Source organism: Hydrogenobaculum acidophilum, from assembly GCF_054656715.1.
Genome location: NZ_BAAHXP010000013.1, coordinates 30,858 through 47,470, shown reverse-complemented (window position 1 = coordinate 47,470; position 16,613 = coordinate 30,858). Strand labels below are relative to the sequence as shown.

Below are 16,613 nucleotides of genomic sequence, written 5' to 3'. Positions count from 1 at the left end.
GGATATTGTTGGAGTTTTATATTTTCTAGAAATATACTTCTTATTTCTCTCATTATCTCTTTTGTTTTGTTAAAAGTATCTTCTCCAAAATCAATATAACTTAAGGTGGATGATGAGCCTTCTCTTTTTAGTCTTATAGAAGTTTCTAGTCCTCTAAGATATAGATATAACTCTTTCAATCTTTTGAAAAAAGGGTATTTAGCTTCTAAAGTTTCCATGGCTTTTAACATGGAAGGCTCTCTTAGCTTTTCTTTTAGAGTATAAAGCTGTGTTATAAATTCAGCATCCATCATAGAGCCTGCGCCAAGCTTTATATTTATTTTATCTTTTGAATATTTTAGGTTTTTTTCTATTTCCATTTTCATATTTAGTGTCTCTTGGGCTTCTTTTTCTGTTATGTCTTTTCCAAACAGAAAATTATTTGCTAAGCTTTCAAATCTTTCTTTTAGTTCATTATCTCCTGTTATGATCCTATATCTAGTCCAGCTTAGACGCTCCCAAAATCTAGCTTCGTTTTCAAAGTAATTTTTATAAAAATCTAACGTGGGATTTAACTCTCCTTTTTGCCCCATAGGTCTTAACCTGAAATCCACCGCATAAAGATATCCTTCTTTTGTATGGGATGTTAAAAATTTTATAAAGCTCTGGATATATTGAACAGATTCTACCTTGCTTTGGTTGTTGTTTGCAACAAAGCATAAATCTAAATCAGAATTTATATTTAACTCTTTAGAACCAAATTTACCAAGAGCTATCACAAGTGCTTCTTTTTTAAGTTCGAAGCTATCCTCTATTACCACTTCCGCTAAGTTTGACAAGCTTTCAAAAAGCCCTAAAAGGTTTTTGGATTTTGTTATATAGTTTAATATTATTCTTATTTCCCATATTCTTTTGAAGCGTCTAAAGATATTTAACTTGTCTAAATCAAGGGCTCTATAATTTTCTAAGTCTCTTTTTATCTCTTCTTTCGTAGGAAAATCTTGGTAAAGTGTTAAGATATCTTCTACAGTGTCTGGGTATCTTGATATTTCTGTGGATATCGTGTTTGATGCTTCAAAAATATCTAAAAGGGATTCAAATATACTCTCCTTTTCAAATATTATACGCTTTCCAGTTTTACTCATTATAAATTTTTCTAGGTTTCTCAGTATCATCTCTGGTTCTTTAGAAACGTTTATTTTTTTCAAAAGAACTGGTAAGTACTCTAAAAACTTTTGACGTTCTTTTTCTGATAAATATATGCCTTCTTTCCCTTGAAATATGCCAAGTATTGTGCTGAAAAACATTTTAGGGTTTTTTATAGTTGGTACACAATGAGAAAATGCATCTATGTCTTCTATTATAATAGCTTCTTGGCAAGGACTTAGCGTCTGTTTTTTCCTATTCTTTGGAAGTAGGTTGTAGAAAATATCTTTTACTCTCTCTTTGTGTAAATCCAATGTTTTGTTAAATTCTTCTTTTGAAAAGCCCATAAAAAACGCAAATTTATCTATATCTTGTTCTTTCAAAGTGTGATCTTGGACGCAATTTTTTATCTGTATAAGATGCTCTAATCTTCTTAAAAAAGTGTATGCTTCTTTTAATGCTTTGCTTTCTTCTTCTGATAGAATACCGTTTTGTTCTAATTTCATTATGAGCCTATAAGTATTCCCGTCTCTTAAAAGAGGCTTTTTACCTCCAAGAAGAAGAGCCATTGCCTGAAGACTAAACTCTACTTCTCTTATACCACCTTCGCCGGTTTTGACGTTGTAGCCTTTTGATAGGGTTTTTCTTTTTTGTTCTAGTTCTATTTTTTCTTTCATCAAAGCTATATTATCTAAATCTCTTTGGTCTATGGATTTTTTAAATACAAAAGGTACTATTATATTTTTGTAAAAGCTAGAAAAAAGATGTGAGTCATCATAAATTGCTCTTGCTCTTATGAGAGCCATCCTTTCCCAAAATCTACCGTACATTTCATAATAGTCTTCTGCTGCTTCTATACTCATTACTATAGGACCAGATTTTCCAAAAGGCCTTAAGTCTGCATCGGTAATATATATTTCCCCTTCCCTTGTGTTGGTATTTATGCTTTTCATAAATTTTTTGCAAACTTCATCATAATATTGATTGTCATCTTTTGAAAAAAACATAACATCTATATCAGAGTAGAAGTTAAGCTCATTAGAACCAAGTTTACCCATTCCTATTACAAGAAGACTCTTTGCGTTATCTTCAGATATGTACTTTATAAGGCTTTCTATAATGGCGTCCGCTAAAGCCGAGTATTCTAAGAGTATATCTTCTAACTCTTCTGTGCCTAATATATCCTTTGCCACAAGTCTCATCAACTCTCTTCTTCTATAAAAAGCTAAAAATTCTTCAAAGTTCATAGAAGAAGAGGGATATAGTTCTTCTATCTCCTTCAGATAGCTATCTTTTGATTTTATCTTGTACCAAAGCTCTGGTATCGTCTCTTCAAATACGGTTGGGTGTTTTAGGATAAATTTTTTTATACAACTAGAGCGCTCGCCCAATTCTAAAAGCAACAAAAATCTCCTTGGATTGAGATAGGATATCAAACTATCTTTGTGGGGATGAGCTTCTAAAAGGGCTTCAAAAAACTCCAACGCGTCTTCCTTATTGTAAACTTTATCCTCTATAAAATCTATGTAAGTTTTATCTATCATCTAAAATCCTTAAAAGAAAATCTGGTATTTTTATAAGCTTGCCGTCTTTTACTATACAGTGTTTTGTATCTCCAATAGCACAAAGCTTATCATCTACATATACTTTATAATCAAAATAAAGACTAAACTCGTTTTTAATGCCAATTGTTGTATCTATGGTAAAAACATCTTGATAAACTATAGGGTGTTTTATTCTTATATATGCTTCTACCAAAACTACAAAAAAACCTTCGTTGTGCATTTGATAGTAAGGAAGTCCTAAATGTTCCAAAAGATACCCTCTAGCTTCTTCAAAATATCTAAAATAGTTAGAATGGTGCACTACTCCCTGGGCATCAGTTTCATAAAAATTTACTTTTCTTTGGTAGGTTGTTTTTCTTTCAAGCATTGTTCACACAGTCCAAATATTTCTAGCCTATGATAAGTGGGTAAGAAATTGTGTTTTATGCATATCTCTTCTTGCAAATTTTCTATGTCTTCATTAAAGAATTCTATAATTCGCCCGCAAGATATACATATAAGATGGTCGTGATGTCCTTCTTGAGTGTAAAATTCATATATGGTTTTGTTGTTTTGTTTTATTATCTCTTTTATAATACCAAAGTCTATCAAAAGTTTTACAGTCCTATATATGGTCGCTCTCGATGCTAATTTTTGAGTGTTTTGGATGTAGTTTACAAGCTCTTCTATTTCAAAGTGTTTTTTATAATTGGCTATCACATCTATCAAGTCCAACCTGTTCTTTGTGATTTTATAATTGTGTTTTTTGAGAAAAGCCCTAAACTCTTCTTTCAATTTATCTATATTCATTATTAATAATATACCTAATGTATGTTAAAAATGCAACAAAAACTATCAACTATGTAAGACTAACAAAAATCATGATAAGAACATGTATGGTGAGAACTATTTCTACTCTTATATAGTATTTGTAAGATATATTAAAATCCTTTTTATTTAATATATGAAGCTAAATCAGCTTAGCTAAAGACCTAATGGGTGTTATCTTTGGATTTATGTTGGTACCTATAACATTTGTCAAGGTAAGTATATTTGTTTTATGCTGTGGTACATGAGCTATTGTTTTATGGTTTTAATATTTATATAGTATAAATATCGTCAGTTTTTATAACCTCTTTGTTTTTTTTGCCTATTATATTTTTAAGCTCTTTGGAGTCATATTGAACTTTGCCTTTCCCTACCATAATGTTTTGTTCATCTACTATACTCACTATGTCGCCTTTTTTAAATATACCGTCATAGCCTATTATTCCTATTGCAAGAAGAGCTTTCCTGTTTGATATAGCTTTTTTAGCTCCCTCATCTACATAGATTATTCCTTTTGGGTATTGGGCAAGCTTAACAATGTCTTTGGGTTTTATTTTTGGGTTTTTAAAAGCTTGTACTTTAGTGCCCAAAGCTCTATCGTTGTATATATCTATCAACCTCTGGTTTTTAGAGGTAATAAAAACCTCTACGCCAAGCTTTGAAGCCATCATAGAAGCTTGAAGTTTGCTAAGCATTCCACCGCTACCGAAGGTGCTTTTGGTGGGATTCACCTGTCTGAAAGCTTCATCAAAATCCTCTATTTTTGTTATAAGAGTTTTACCATCTTTTGTGTATAAACCACCAGCTGTAGAAAATATAATAAGTTTTGTGGCTTTTGATATATAAGATACGTACACGCTTAAAAAGTCGTTGTCTCCAAAGATAAGTTCTTCTGTAGCTATGGCGTCGTTTTCATTGATGATGGGTATAATATTGTATTCTAATAAACCTTCTATGGTTCTTTGAGCGTTTGAAAACATGTTTTGGTTTGTAAAAACGTCTGAAGTGATAAGTATTTGGCTTATAGTAAGGTTATAATTTGAAAATATGCTATCGTATAAAGACATGAGTCTTGATTGTCCAACAGATGCTAGAATTTGTCTTGATAGTATGGAGTCTTTTTGTATGTTTAGTATTTTTTTACCGGCCATAATAGCTCCAGAGGATACTATTAAAAACTTTGTATCATTTTTCTGAAGAGTTTTTATATCCTCTGCTATTGAGGCTAAAAAGCTTACATCAAAATCTCCCTCCGCTGTTGATAGTACGTTTGAGCCTATCTTTATTATAAATACCATCAAAAGATGTGTTTACACATTTTGCAGAAGTGGTTTTAGCTTTCTTTCAACGGTTGGATTTGTAATAAGAGTTTTCTTTCTTAGTCTTCTTTTCCTATCTTTTGGTTTTCTGGTATTGTAGTGGCTTCCGTTGGCTCTTGCTCTTTTGATGTGGCCGTTTGCTGTAATTTTAAACCTTTTAGCCATTGTTCTATTGGTCTTCATCTTCACCTTCATAAAAACCTCCAAACTTAGTTTTAAGCTTATTATTATAAACTATTTTTTCTTAGGAAGCAACGTAAAGGTTAGAAAAGCGTTTTCTTTAATGGGTGGTTTTTCCAAAACCCCGACATCGCTAAGCTCATTTATAATTTTGTCAACAAGCTTATTGCCAAGCTCCGGATATATGTTTTCCCTACCTCTAAACCTTATGCGTATCCTAACCTTGTCTCCATCCTCCAAAAACTCCCTCATCTGTTTAATCTTGATAGCTAAGTCATGGTTGTCTATCATAACCTTTAGGTTTATGTCCTTGACATTTATCGCTGATTCTTTTTGTTTTTTCTTGGCTTCCTTCTCTTTTTTTTGTATCTCGTATTTAAACTTGCTGTAGTTTAAAATCTTACATACAGGGGGATTTGCCTGAGGTGCTATTTCCACGAGGTCAAGACCTTTTCTATTGGCAATGTCCAAAGCTTCTTGTATAGGAACTATCCCTATTTGAGACCCATCTTCGTCTATAAGTCTTACCTCTCTTGCTGTAATTTTCTCGTTTACTCTATATTCCTGCAAGCTTACCTCTTTTTACGCAAAGATATTTCTAGTCGCCTCTTTGCTGGCGATAGTATATTTTAACCTTTAAGCTTTTAATAAAATCAACAAACTCTTCATATCTCAATATTCTAGAATCGCATATTATGACGGTGCCCTTATCTTCTTTGCTTCTAATCAATCTCCCAAAACCTTGTTTAAACTGTAAAAAAGCTTTTTTCCTAGCGTAGTGAAATCCGTTTATTCCTCGTTTTTCAAAATATTTCATCCTATGGTAATAGAGCGATTCCGTAGGAGCATCAAAAGGAAGCTTTGCTATCAAAAGCCCTTTCTCTCCTCTTAAATCTATGCCTGTCCATACTGAATCTACACCTACCAATACGTTTTTGTCTCCGCTTTCTATCATTTCTATAGCTCTTCTTAGGGTAGTAGTGTTCTGGAAGATTATATCGTCGTCTTTTGGTATGTATTCCATTTGTTCATAGCTAGTTAAAAGCACCAACACTTTACCGTAACAACTTCTTAGATACCTCAAACTGTTTATAAGTTCTTCCTTCCATAAATCTTGATTTTTAGGTAATATATTTTTTATGATAAAATTTACGTTTTGATAGTTAAAAACATGTTCTAAAGAGTGGTATTCTCCTATTATGCCCGTGGTAAGTTCTATAAGTTCCTCGTCAAGCGTAGCTGATGTTAGTATTACGCTTTTATAATCATCTAAATTGATTGCACCTTTAGGAAAGATGGGAAAAGCCTCCACCTTGTAATTGTAGTCGTTTAGCTTTTTAGAATGCTCTCTACTCACGACAAAACCAAGATAATCTCTGTTCTCTTCATCTTCCATATATTTAAGCGTATTGTAAAGGTTTGAAACTCTGCTGTAGAGTGTTCTAAATTTAGCTATAAATCTTGATAATTCTATCTCTGTTCTATCTTCTAAGTTTGTTTGAGAAGTGTCTACACTTAAGCTGCTTATAAATTCTTTTTTAAATAGCTTAGATTCTTCTAAAAAGCTTTTAAACCTAGCACTTACAACACTTTTGTATTCTAGCCTATCCATTACGGTTTTTTCTACGTTACTCTTTATAATCTTTACAGCTTCGTAAATAGGGTTGTAAAGATGGTTCATTAAACTGTTCACAAAAAATGGTTCGTCTAGCGGTATAGAAGTTGGTGTTCTACCTTTTTTAGTTTCCTTTTCAAATAGATTTTCAAATAAACCTCTAAATATACCGATCACATCGAGATTATCTAACATAGATTTTTTATCTAAGGGTAGCATATCCCTTATGCTCGCCAAAAGCCTCATTACGCCATTTACAGAGATACCTGATGTAAGAGACTTTACCAAAGCCTCATCTAACTCGTGAGCCTCATCTATTACAAGTATGCGCTCATTGGCATCTTCAAAATCTTTCAACACCAAAAGGCTATGGTTTACCACCAATATATCTGCTTTTTTTTCTTGGTCTTTTAGCTTTTTATAGTAAAAACAATCTTTTAAATATACGCAAGATTTTCTATAGTAAGAATCGCAATAATTTTCATCTATATTTATTTCTTGCCAAATTTCTGAAGGTATATTTGTAAACTCTACATCACCGTCCCAATTTTTTGATTCTATTAGGTCTTTAATTTCTTTTGCAAAGCTTATTTTCCCGAATATGGTAGTTTGTTTTAGTGTGTTTTCCTTGTCGTAAAATCTGTCAAGGCAAAGGTAGTTTGCTTTGCCCTTCAGTATAAGATAGTTTATACCCTTTCCAAAATAATTTTTTCTAATAGAAGACAAAAACTCTAAATCTCTTCTTAGTTGTTCTTGAAGTATCTTTGTTTTTGTAGAAATTATGGCTTTTTGATTGTATTCTATAATGGGTATAAGATAACCAAAGCTTTTCCCAGTACCAGTTGGGGCCTCTATTAAAACTGTATTGTTTTCAAAATCAGCATCATCTTCTTTTTTTATATAACGTTCTACTATACTAAACATTTTCTCTTGGCTTTTTCTTCTTTCGTAGCCAAGGTTTAAAAGTATTTTATAAAGTTCCATCAAACAGTTTTTATATGAAGTTCTTTTAGCTGTTTTTCTGGCACTACATCTGGGGCACCGGTTAATAGGCATGCGCCTTTTTGAGTCTTGGGAAACGCTATAACATCTCTTATAGATTCAAAACCAAGCATCATGGCTATAAGCCTGTCAAAACCAAAAGCTAATCCCCCATGAGGCGGTGCTCCATATTTTAAGGCTTCTAATAAAAATCCAAACTTTAAATCTGCTTCTTCATCTGATATATTTAAAAGCTTAAATACCAACTTTTGCACATCCGGTTTGTGTATTCTGATAGATCCCCCACCTATTTCTACGCCGTTTAACACGATATCATAAGCCCTTGCTGTAATACTCTCACAAGTATTAATTATATATTCTTTATCGTTTTTGTCAAGAATGTTTCTTATCGTTTCTATATCTTCTTCTTTTGGTGATGTAAAAGGATGATGCATAGCTTCTAACCTTCCCTCTTCTTCGTTATATTCAAACATAGGGAAATCCACTACCCATAAGAGTTCAAATTTAGAATAATCTATTAATTTTAACATCTTACCAAGCTGTAATCTCAGATTTCCAAGTATTTTATAAACGTTTTTAGGTTTATCCGCCGAGAAAAATATCATTTCGTTGTTTCTTGCTTCAAGCCTTGATAGCATCGCTTTTACTTCTTGCTCTGTCAAAAATTTTGCTATAGGAGAATTAAACTCACCGTTTTCTACTTTGCCCCAAGCAAGTCCTTTGGCTCCTAACCCTTTTACATACTCTGTAAGATTGTCTATTTCTTTTCTTGATAAAATTGTGTTTATTTTTATAGCTTTTATTATACCTTTTTGTTCTATAGCATTTTTAAAAACATTGAAGTTTGTGTCTTTAAATATATCTGTTAAATCCACTAGTTCTAAACCAAAACGCGTGTCAGGCTTATCGGAGCCGTATTTTTCCATTGCCTCTTTGTAAGATATCCTTTTAAAAGGTGTTTTCAGTTCTATGTCTAAAAGCTCTAAAAACAACTTATAAAGGAGTTTTTCCGATATATTTATGACATCTTCCTCTTCCACAAACGACATCTCAAAGTCTATCTGTGTAAACTCTGGTTGTCTATCTGATCTTAAATCTTCATCTCTGAAGCATCTTGCTATCTGGAAATACCTATCAAATCCAGATATCATGAGTATTTGTTTAAAAAGCTGTGGAGATTGTGGCAATGCGTAAAATTTACCAGGATGAAGTCTTGACGGTACCAAAAAGTCCCTTGCTCCTTCTGGAGTAGATTTTATTAAAAAAGGCGTTTCTATCTCGTAAAAACCATTTTCATAGAAAAAATCCCTTGTAATTTTAAGCGCCTTGCTCCTTGTTTTTATGGCTTTTTGCATCGTATTTCTTCTTAGATCAAGGTATCTATACTTTAACCTAAGTTCTTCGGATATTTCAACGTTATCATCTATTGGGAAAGGCAACGTTTCTGATGCATTCAAAAGCTCGATATTCTTTATTACGATCTCAACATTGCCAGATTTTATTTTTGGATTTTCTGTACCAGATGGTCTTCTTCTTACAACACCCTCTATAGCAATTACACTCTCTTCTTTAAAATGTTTTGCTATATCGTAAAAATGTTTATTTTCTGATTCTTCTAATACAGCTTGAAGCTTGCCTTCTTTATCTCGTAAGTCTATAAACAAAACACCACCATGATCTCTTATGGAGTCTATCCATCCAGCAACTTTTATCTTTTTCCCTATGAAGCTATCATCTACTAATCCTACGTATATATCTCTTAACATGCTTATATTATATACTAAAAGATTATATCATTGAAATTTTATTTATTAGATATATAATAATTTTTATGTTAAAGCGGAGGGTGGTAGTTTTAGGGCTTTTTTTATCGGTATCAGCCAATATGTCCTTTTCTAAACCGCTTGTTCTGGATATAAAAATACCTTTAAAAGATGTTCATTTTATAATCCACAAACGCAATATAGATAATTTTGTGGCACCGTTGCCTAGACCGAACAAACAGAGAATAGGATTTTCTTTCTTTTTCAATAGGCTTCCATCGGTAAGCGCTTTGGTGGATAATATAAAATCTTTAAACCTTGCTAAAACATATCAAGAACCCCCACCAGAGATATACACTTCTGACATAAGAAGACATGCTAATTATTATGAAAAGGATATAATAACTAAAAATACATATATAAGACCTACAAACAAAGGTAATGAGTTGGTAGAGCTTTATCAAAACGATGTTCAGCTTGATTTCGGCATTGCTTTAAATACTCGTTTTAAGTAAACCTTGGCTTATTGCATAATATTGTATAAATATTAGGAGTTAAAAACACTTAGAGTACTTTTTTGATTTTAAATAAATAAATAAAAATGCAATAATATTAGTATATATTTACTTATATTTACTAAATCAATAGTAATTTTTTCATGACTAATTCACAATATCCTTATATTGTATTTTATTTATTATTATATTATATGTATGATATAATTCATTGTATAATGATATTTTATAAGTTAATTTATAATTATGTAGGTTGGTTTGCGTTAATCAACCTAAGGAGGTTGCATATGGAAGCTTCAAGGCGCGATTTTTTGGAGTATACGGTCGGTGCGTTTGGCATCATGGCGACAGTCGGTGCTTTATATCCGGTGCTAAAGAGTTTAGGACCAAGCGCTGCCACTAGTCTTCAGTCAAAGGTATCTTACGATATTTCTCAATTTAAACCTTTAGAACTTAGAGTTACATCGTGGAAAGGTTTTCCCACTTTCGTTATGAAACTCCCAACACCTTTTAACTGGAATGGTCCAGAAAGAGATAATAAATATAAAAATCACAACAGAGACATACTAGGTGATCATAGTGTATACGCTATCATAGGTGTTTGTACTCACCTTGGATGTATTCCTTTGTGGAAGCCAGATGGAGACCCAGGAGTACACCTTCCAAATACTCCTATATTTCATTGTCCTTGTCATGGTAGTTTATATACCCCTTGGGGAGACAACATATCTGGTCCAGCGCCCCTTCCACTTGGTATACCACCACAAACTTTAAACGGTAATATACTTGAGATAGGTACCCCTGGATTTGTAAAGAAATTCTGGGATCCGTACACTTGATATTTATTTAAAAAGGAGGTATAGATTATGGACTTGCTAGACTTGTCCAGGTTCCAATTCGCCTTTACGGCGATCATTCATTTTATTTTCGTGCCTCTTACGTTGGGGCTCTCGGTGCTCATAGCTATCATCAAGACAATAGCTTACAAAACTAAGGATCCAAAATACGACAAGTTAGCTATGTTTTTGATGAAGCTTTTTGCTGTGAACTTTGCCGCTGGTGTGGCCACTGGGCTTACTATGGAATTTGAGTTTGGCACAAACTGGTTTACCTATTCAAAATTTGTCGGTGATATCTTTGGTGCTCCTCTTGCCATCGAAGGTTTGATGGCTTTCTTCTTAGAGTCAACCTTTATAGGTGTGTTTTTATTTGGTAAAGATAGGATATCAGATGGCATGCACACTTTCTCAGCTTGGATGGTAGCTCTTGGTAGCAACTTGTCTGCCCTTTGGATTTTAATAGCAAATTCTTGGATGCAAACGCCAGATGGATATAAGATAGTTCAAACTCCTCAAGGTATAAGGGCTGAACTCACAAACTTTTGGGAAGCTGTTATAAATCATACTACAGCAATAAGATTTTTGCATACGGTGACCGCTGGTCAGATTACCGCAGGCTTCTTTGTCATGGGTGTAATGGCTTATTTCCTACTGAGAAATAGAAACATAGACATGGCTAAGGCTGGATTGAAGGTAGCCCTTATATTTACCGTTATAGTATCTGTAGCAGAGATCATAATAGGTGATACGGCTGGTCATCTTGTAGCAGAATACCAACCTCTTAAACTTGCGATGATGGAGGGAAAATGGAAAACCGAGCAACCAGCTTCTTTAGATGTGTTTGGCTACGTTGATCAAAGCGCTCAAAAAACTTACCCGTTTATAAAAATTCCCGGTTTATTGTCTTTCCTGGCTTATCATAATTTTGATGCAAAAGTTTATGGTATTAAAGATTTAATAACAATGTACGATCAAAAAGCCCAAAACTATGAGATGGAAGCTAACACTTTAAAGGTTCAATATGCATCAAATCCAAATCCAGCTCTGAAAGATAAGATAGTTGCCGATGAGGCTTATGCGAAAGCATACAATATATCTCTAAAAGATTTGCCACCTATAAACCTTGTATTTATGCCATTCCATATTATGGTAGGGCTAGGATTTTTCTTTGCCTTTGTAACTTTGTGGGGACTTTACCTTTACAAAAAAGGTACCATATACAGCAACAAGGCTTTCCTAAAAACAGTTCTTTGGTCAATACCTCTACCATTTATAGCTTCTGAGTTGGGCTGGATGACTGCCGAAATAGGTCGTCAACCTTGGATAGTAACTGGTGTTCTTAAAACTGCAGATGCAGTGTCTTTTAATACTACTTCCAATGTGATGTTCTCTGTTGTTACGTTTGTCACGATATACATGTTGCTATTCTATGTATATGTAACTACCATGATAAAGAAGGTGAGAGAATACGAAGACGTAGAGCCTAGTACTTCTACAGCTCCTTCTTCTGGTGTTGGTGTTGGGTTTACGGCCAACAAGACAGACCTAGACAACAACAATAGGACTTTTTAAGGAGGATTAGGTATGGGTATATTACCTGATGGACTTTTTACTTTACAAGGCCTTTGGTTCCTTTTAGCAGGGGTATTTCTCATTGGTTATTCTATAACCGATGGTTTTGATTTGGGGAGTGCCTTCCCCATGATATTTATGAAAAAAGAGCATGATAGGATAGCTCTTTATAATTCTGTAGCTCCTGTGTGGGATGGCAATGAAGTATGGCTTATAGCTGGGGGCGGTATGCTCTTTGCTGCTTTTCCTACAGTATATGCAGCTTCTTTTTCTGGCTTTTATATAGCTATACTTCTTGTGTTATGGGCTTTGATAGGAAGAGCTATAGCTTTTGAATATCGCAATAAAAGAGAGTCTATGACATGGAGACATACCTTTGATTTTATATATTGGCTTGGCAATGTGTTGCCTGCTATCCTTTTTGGAGTTGCTGTGGGTAACGCTGTGGTTGGAGTCCCTATAGATAAAGACGCTGTTTATCATGGTACGTTTTTTACCCTGTTGAGACCTGTACCTCTTGCAATGGGGTTGGTAAGCTTTTTCATGTTTGCCATGCATGGAGCCGCCTATCTTCTACTCAAAACCGAAGGCTCTGTTTTTGAAATGGCTAAAAAGTATGCTGGTTTGAGTGTAATAGGGTATGTAGCATCTGTTGTTTTAACTAACTTATTAGCCATAGCAGAAGCTCCTTATCTTTATGAAAATTACTTTACTTACCCAATATTGTTTGCAATACCTCTGGTAATGTTTGTTGGAGTTGTATTATACATATACTTACTAAAGTCTGGCAAATACGATAAAATGGTATATGCTTCTGGGTTGGTAAATGCTTTTACTGTTTTAAATGTAGCCTGTGCCTCTTTTCCGATATTAATGCGCTCAAGTATAAATCCAGAGTATAGCTTAACTGTATTCAACGCTTCCTCTTCAACCCTTACGTTAACCGTTATGCTTATAGTAACTATAATACTTATGCCTATAGTACTATTCTATACAAGGTACGCTTATAAAGTATTTAGCGGTAAAGTGAGCGGAGAAAAAAGCTATTATTGATGTTATTATTCGCGTTTTGATGCAACCATTCCTATCCTTCTTTTACCCCTCTTCTAGAGGGGGTTTTTTATAAGAATAAAAAATAAGCAAAATAAAAGCTATGATAAATGTTGTTTAATATTATAAATATTTGATATTTAATAATTTTTTATATTTATGAGTTCAAAAGGTTTGCTATGTAATCTTTGAGATATTTTGTATTTTCATTTGTTATAGAAGATACCGGTATAAAATCTAAAGATTTTTCTTTGCTTATTCTTTCTAAGAGTTCTAGGTTTTCTTTTTTTGCTACATCAAGCTTTGTACCTACTATCGCTTTTAGTTTTTGTATTAGGCTTTTATCGTAAAGAGAAAGTTCATTTGTTAAAATCTCAAAGTCTCTAGCGGGGTCTTCAGTAGATAGGTCTATAGCTAAAATCAAGTATTTAGAGCGTTCTATGTGTTTTAAGAAATCAAGCCCAAGACCAGCCCCTTTGTGAGCGTTTTCTATAATACCTGGTATGTCTGCTATTGTAAAAGACTTATCGTCTACTTTTAAAACACCAAGCTCTGGATATAACGTAGTAAAAGGATAGTCTCCTATTTTTGGATTTGCGTTTGTGAGAACTGATAAAAGCGTTGATTTGCCAACGTTGGGAAGCCCTACTATACCTATATCTGCTATGGTTTTTAGTACAAGCACGAGCTCTCTCTCTTCACCTTTTTTGCCGAAAGTAAATTTTCTTGGAGTCTGATTGACTGATGTAGCAAAGTGAGCGTTGCCAAGCCCACCTTCTCCACCTTTTGCCACTATGCAACTTTGACCATGTTTTGTTAAATCGCAAAGTATGTCGTTTGTATTTTTGTCTATGACGATGGTTCCTACTGGTACTTTTATTGTGATATCTTTGCCATTTTTCCCGTGCTGATTTTTAGGTTTGCCGTGTTCTCCGTTTTGAGCTACAAAATACCTTTTATACTTAAAATCTAAGAATGTTGTTTTTGAAGAGTCCGCTTGAATTATTATAGACCCGCCTTTACCCCCATCTCCTCCGGCAGGACCACCATATGGTCTATATTTTTCTCTTAAGAAGTATACTCCACCGTTACCACCATCGCCTGCTTTTACTTTTATCTCAGCAGTATCTATAAAGTTCAACTTTTGTTATAGGCCTTTTTCTATGACAAATTCTGCTAAATCTACAAGACGAGTAGAATATCCCCATTCGTTGTCATACCAGGCCACAACATGTACCAAATCCCCGTTTACAAAGGATAGCTCTGCATCAAATATAGCCGAATGGGGATTTCCTACTATATCAGATGATACCAAAGGCTCTTCGCTGTATTCTAATATGCCCTTTAAATATGTCTCGCTGGCTTTTTTAAAAGTTTCGTTTAGGCTTTTAACATCTTGTGGTGGATTTTCTAATACGGCGGTTAGTTCTATGATAGAGCCGTCTGATACTGGTACCCTTCTTGACGTACTTCCAAGCTTTCCTTTTAGATGGGGTAAAACTTCTGTGACAGCCTTAGCAGCCCCTGTTGTAGTAGGTATTATATTGACGGCTGCAGCTCTGGCTCTTCTTAAATCTTTATGAGGTAAGTCCAATATTCTTTGATCGTTTGTGTAAGAGTGTACTGTTACCATATAACCGTTTTTTACGCCAAATTCCTTATCTAACACATGGCATACGGGCGCCATACAGTTTGTGGTGCAGGATGCGTTTGATACAATGTGATGTTCTTTTGGGTTGTAACTATCTTGGTTTACACCAAGGACTATTGTTATATCTGGGTTTTTGCCTGGAGCTGATATGAGGACTTTTTTAGCTCCAGCAGTTATATGTTTTGAAGCGTTTTCTCTATCTCTGAAAAGCCCAGTAGATTCTATCACTATATCAACGCCCAAGTCCTTCCAGGGAAGTTCTGCTGGATCTTTCTTGGCAAACACTTTTACGCTTTTGCCGTTTACTATTATTGAGTCTTCAGTATAAGATATATCTTTTTTCCATATTTTGTGAACAGAATCGTATTTTAAAAGATGAGCTAGCGTCTTTGTATCTGTTAAATCGTTTATAGCTACTATGTCTAAGCCTCTTTCAAAGGCAATTTTGAAAAATGCCCTACCAATACGTCCAAATCCATTTATGGCTATCTTTGTACTCATACTTTTATTATAAGATATCTTTATGAAGTTTGTATTAAGTTTTTATAAAAAGATGGCAACAATAGGAGCCAGTATAAAATTTAGAAGCTTTAAATCGTTTTTTAACCCTAAAAGTTTTAAACCAAGGGCTGCTATAAGAGTAGCACCCACAAAAGAAACCAATTCTAAAGAATTTTGATTTACCAAGCCTTTGAAAAAGAAAGACAAATAGGTTATGGTCCCTTGATAAATTAAGATTGAAAAAGCGGAAAACGCCACAGACCTTCCGAGAGAGGATGAGAGGATAACAGCGCTAATACCATCCATAATAGCTTTTGACAAAATGATGGTGTTTTGACCTTTGGCCCCTTCCATAACACATCCTAGTATTGTAATAGGACCTACGCAAAACATGATGGTAGCCGTATTGAATCCTTCTGGGGAACCTATGTTTTTAAAAGCTTTTAAAAAAAATTTGTCTAAATTGTTTTCAAAATCTAAATAATATCCAACAACACCACCTATTATTAGACAAAATAAAACCTTTACGAGGTTAGCTCTTTCTCCCTCTTGAAAAAGATGGTAAGCCATACCAAGAGAGAACAAACCAAAAGCTTTTAATACGCTCTCTTTTATACCGTCTTTTATGTGAGCTTTTAGATAATCCCCTAAATAACCTCCTATAAACACTAAAAGAGCGTTTATAAGAGTGCCTTCGCCTATAAAATACTCTGGCATTAGCCTGGTGGCCACATCATAGGACGCCCACCTATAATGTGTAGGTGTATGTGGTTTATAGTCTGCCCTCCATATTCTCCTATGTTGAAAACAAGCCTGTAGCCCTCTTTTAATTCTAACTTATCGGCTATCTCTTTTGCTTTTACAATCATTTTACCTACAAGCATTTGATCTTCATCTTTTAACGCCTGCACGCCATCTATATGTTTTTTTGGTATCAAAAGCACATGCGTAGGGGCTACTGGCTTTATATCTTTAAAAGCCATAAGCTCTTCATCTTCATAAACTATATCCGACTTAATTTCTTTGCTTGCTATTTTACAAAAAATACATTCCATAAATTTTATTTTAGCATATATTTTATGCATTTTATTATGGAAAGCTTTTATACA

Annotated in this window: 16 protein-coding genes; 4 read left to right on the top strand and 12 right to left on the bottom strand. The window is 34.0% G+C overall.

Translation table 11 applies throughout. From position 1 onward, the window contains the following. The 8 genes from ACYQZV_RS07220 to aspS form a co-directional block, all read right to left on the bottom strand. Positions 1-2,669 (bottom strand): [protein-PII] uridylyltransferase family protein (locus ACYQZV_RS07220; RefSeq protein ID WP_459894450.1); only part of this gene is annotated, 2,669 nt, incomplete at its 3' end. Next, positions 2,659-3,057, bottom strand: a complete 399-nt coding sequence (locus ACYQZV_RS07215) for an acyl-CoA thioesterase (RefSeq protein WP_459894448.1) — start codon at positions 3,055-3,057, stop codon at positions 2,659-2,661. The genes ACYQZV_RS07215 and ACYQZV_RS07220, both read right to left, overlap by 11 nt. Further along, on the bottom strand, positions 3,021-3,479 hold the full coding sequence (locus ACYQZV_RS07210; protein ID WP_459894445.1) for a Fur family transcriptional regulator: 459 nt from the start codon (positions 3,477-3,479) through the stop codon (positions 3,021-3,023). The genes ACYQZV_RS07215 and ACYQZV_RS07210 overlap by 37 nt, the downstream gene beginning before the upstream one ends. A gap of 290 nt (positions 3,480-3,769) precedes the next feature. Then, positions 3,770-4,795, bottom strand: coding sequence for a glutamate 5-kinase (gene proB, locus ACYQZV_RS07205; RefSeq protein WP_459894452.1), 1,026 nt, complete (start codon positions 4,793-4,795; stop codon positions 3,770-3,772). A gap of 12 nt (positions 4,796-4,807) precedes the next feature. Next, the gene (rpmI, locus tag ACYQZV_RS07200) at positions 4,808-5,011 is read right to left on the bottom strand and encodes a 50S ribosomal protein L35 (protein ID WP_459894442.1); all 204 of its coding nucleotides are present in this window, start codon (positions 5,009-5,011) and stop codon (positions 4,808-4,810) included. A gap of 39 nt (positions 5,012-5,050) precedes the next feature. Next, positions 5,051-5,566, bottom strand: a complete 516-nt coding sequence (gene infC, locus ACYQZV_RS07195; protein WP_459894439.1) for a translation initiation factor IF-3 — start codon at positions 5,564-5,566, stop codon at positions 5,051-5,053. 28 nt (positions 5,567-5,594) lie between these two features. Further along, positions 5,595-7,595, bottom strand: a complete 2,001-nt coding sequence (locus ACYQZV_RS07190; protein WP_459894437.1) for an ATP-dependent DNA helicase — start codon at positions 7,593-7,595, stop codon at positions 5,595-5,597. Beyond that, positions 7,595-9,379, bottom strand: coding sequence for an aspartate--tRNA ligase (gene aspS, locus ACYQZV_RS07185; protein ID WP_459894434.1), 1,785 nt, complete (start codon positions 9,377-9,379; stop codon positions 7,595-7,597). The genes ACYQZV_RS07190 and aspS overlap by 1 nt, the downstream gene beginning before the upstream one ends. Positions 9,380-9,444: 65 nt before the next feature. On the opposite strand from aspS, the gene ACYQZV_RS07180 reads away from it, so the two are divergent. From ACYQZV_RS07180 to cydB, 4 genes are all read left to right on the top strand, one after another. Beyond that, positions 9,445-9,891 carry a hypothetical protein gene (locus tag ACYQZV_RS07180; RefSeq protein WP_459894431.1) on the top strand — a complete coding sequence of 149 codons (447 nt, stop codon included), beginning with the start codon at positions 9,445-9,447 and terminating at the stop codon, positions 9,889-9,891. Between the two features lie 287 nt (positions 9,892-10,178). Continuing rightward, positions 10,179-10,730, top strand: coding sequence for a ubiquinol-cytochrome c reductase iron-sulfur subunit (gene petA / locus ACYQZV_RS07175; RefSeq protein WP_459894428.1), 552 nt, complete (start codon positions 10,179-10,181; stop codon positions 10,728-10,730). Between the two features lie 27 nt (positions 10,731-10,757). Continuing rightward, entirely contained in the window at positions 10,758-12,302 is a 1,545-nt protein-coding gene (locus ACYQZV_RS07170) for a cytochrome ubiquinol oxidase subunit I (RefSeq protein ID WP_459894425.1), read from the top strand. Positions 12,303-12,314: 12 nt separating this feature from the next. Further along, complete coding sequence (gene cydB, locus ACYQZV_RS07165; protein WP_459894423.1) at positions 12,315-13,355, top strand: cytochrome d ubiquinol oxidase subunit II; 1,041 nt, start codon at positions 12,315-12,317, stop codon at positions 13,353-13,355. Between the two features lie 154 nt (positions 13,356-13,509). Here the strand turns inward: cydB and obgE are convergent, their stop codons facing one another. Genes obgE through ACYQZV_RS07145 form a run of 4 tightly spaced genes read right to left on the bottom strand, consistent with a single transcriptional unit; the run spans position 13,510 to position 16,559 of the window. Beyond that, positions 13,510-14,493, bottom strand: coding sequence for a GTPase ObgE (gene obgE, locus ACYQZV_RS07160; RefSeq protein ID WP_459894421.1), 984 nt, complete (start codon positions 14,491-14,493; stop codon positions 13,510-13,512). A gap of 6 nt (positions 14,494-14,499) precedes the next feature. Beyond that, entirely contained in the window at positions 14,500-15,504 is a 1,005-nt protein-coding gene (gene gap, locus ACYQZV_RS07155) for a type I glyceraldehyde-3-phosphate dehydrogenase (protein WP_459894419.1), read from the bottom strand. Between the two features lie 42 nt (positions 15,505-15,546). Continuing rightward, positions 15,547-16,236 carry a DUF554 domain-containing protein gene (locus tag ACYQZV_RS07150; protein ID WP_459894416.1) on the bottom strand — a complete coding sequence of 230 codons (690 nt, stop codon included), beginning with the start codon at positions 16,234-16,236 and terminating at the stop codon, positions 15,547-15,549. Further along, entirely contained in the window at positions 16,221-16,559 is a 339-nt protein-coding gene (locus ACYQZV_RS07145; protein WP_459894413.1) for a histidine triad nucleotide-binding protein, read from the bottom strand. The genes ACYQZV_RS07150 and ACYQZV_RS07145 overlap by 16 nt, the downstream gene beginning before the upstream one ends. Positions 16,560-16,613 lie beyond the last annotated feature (54 nt).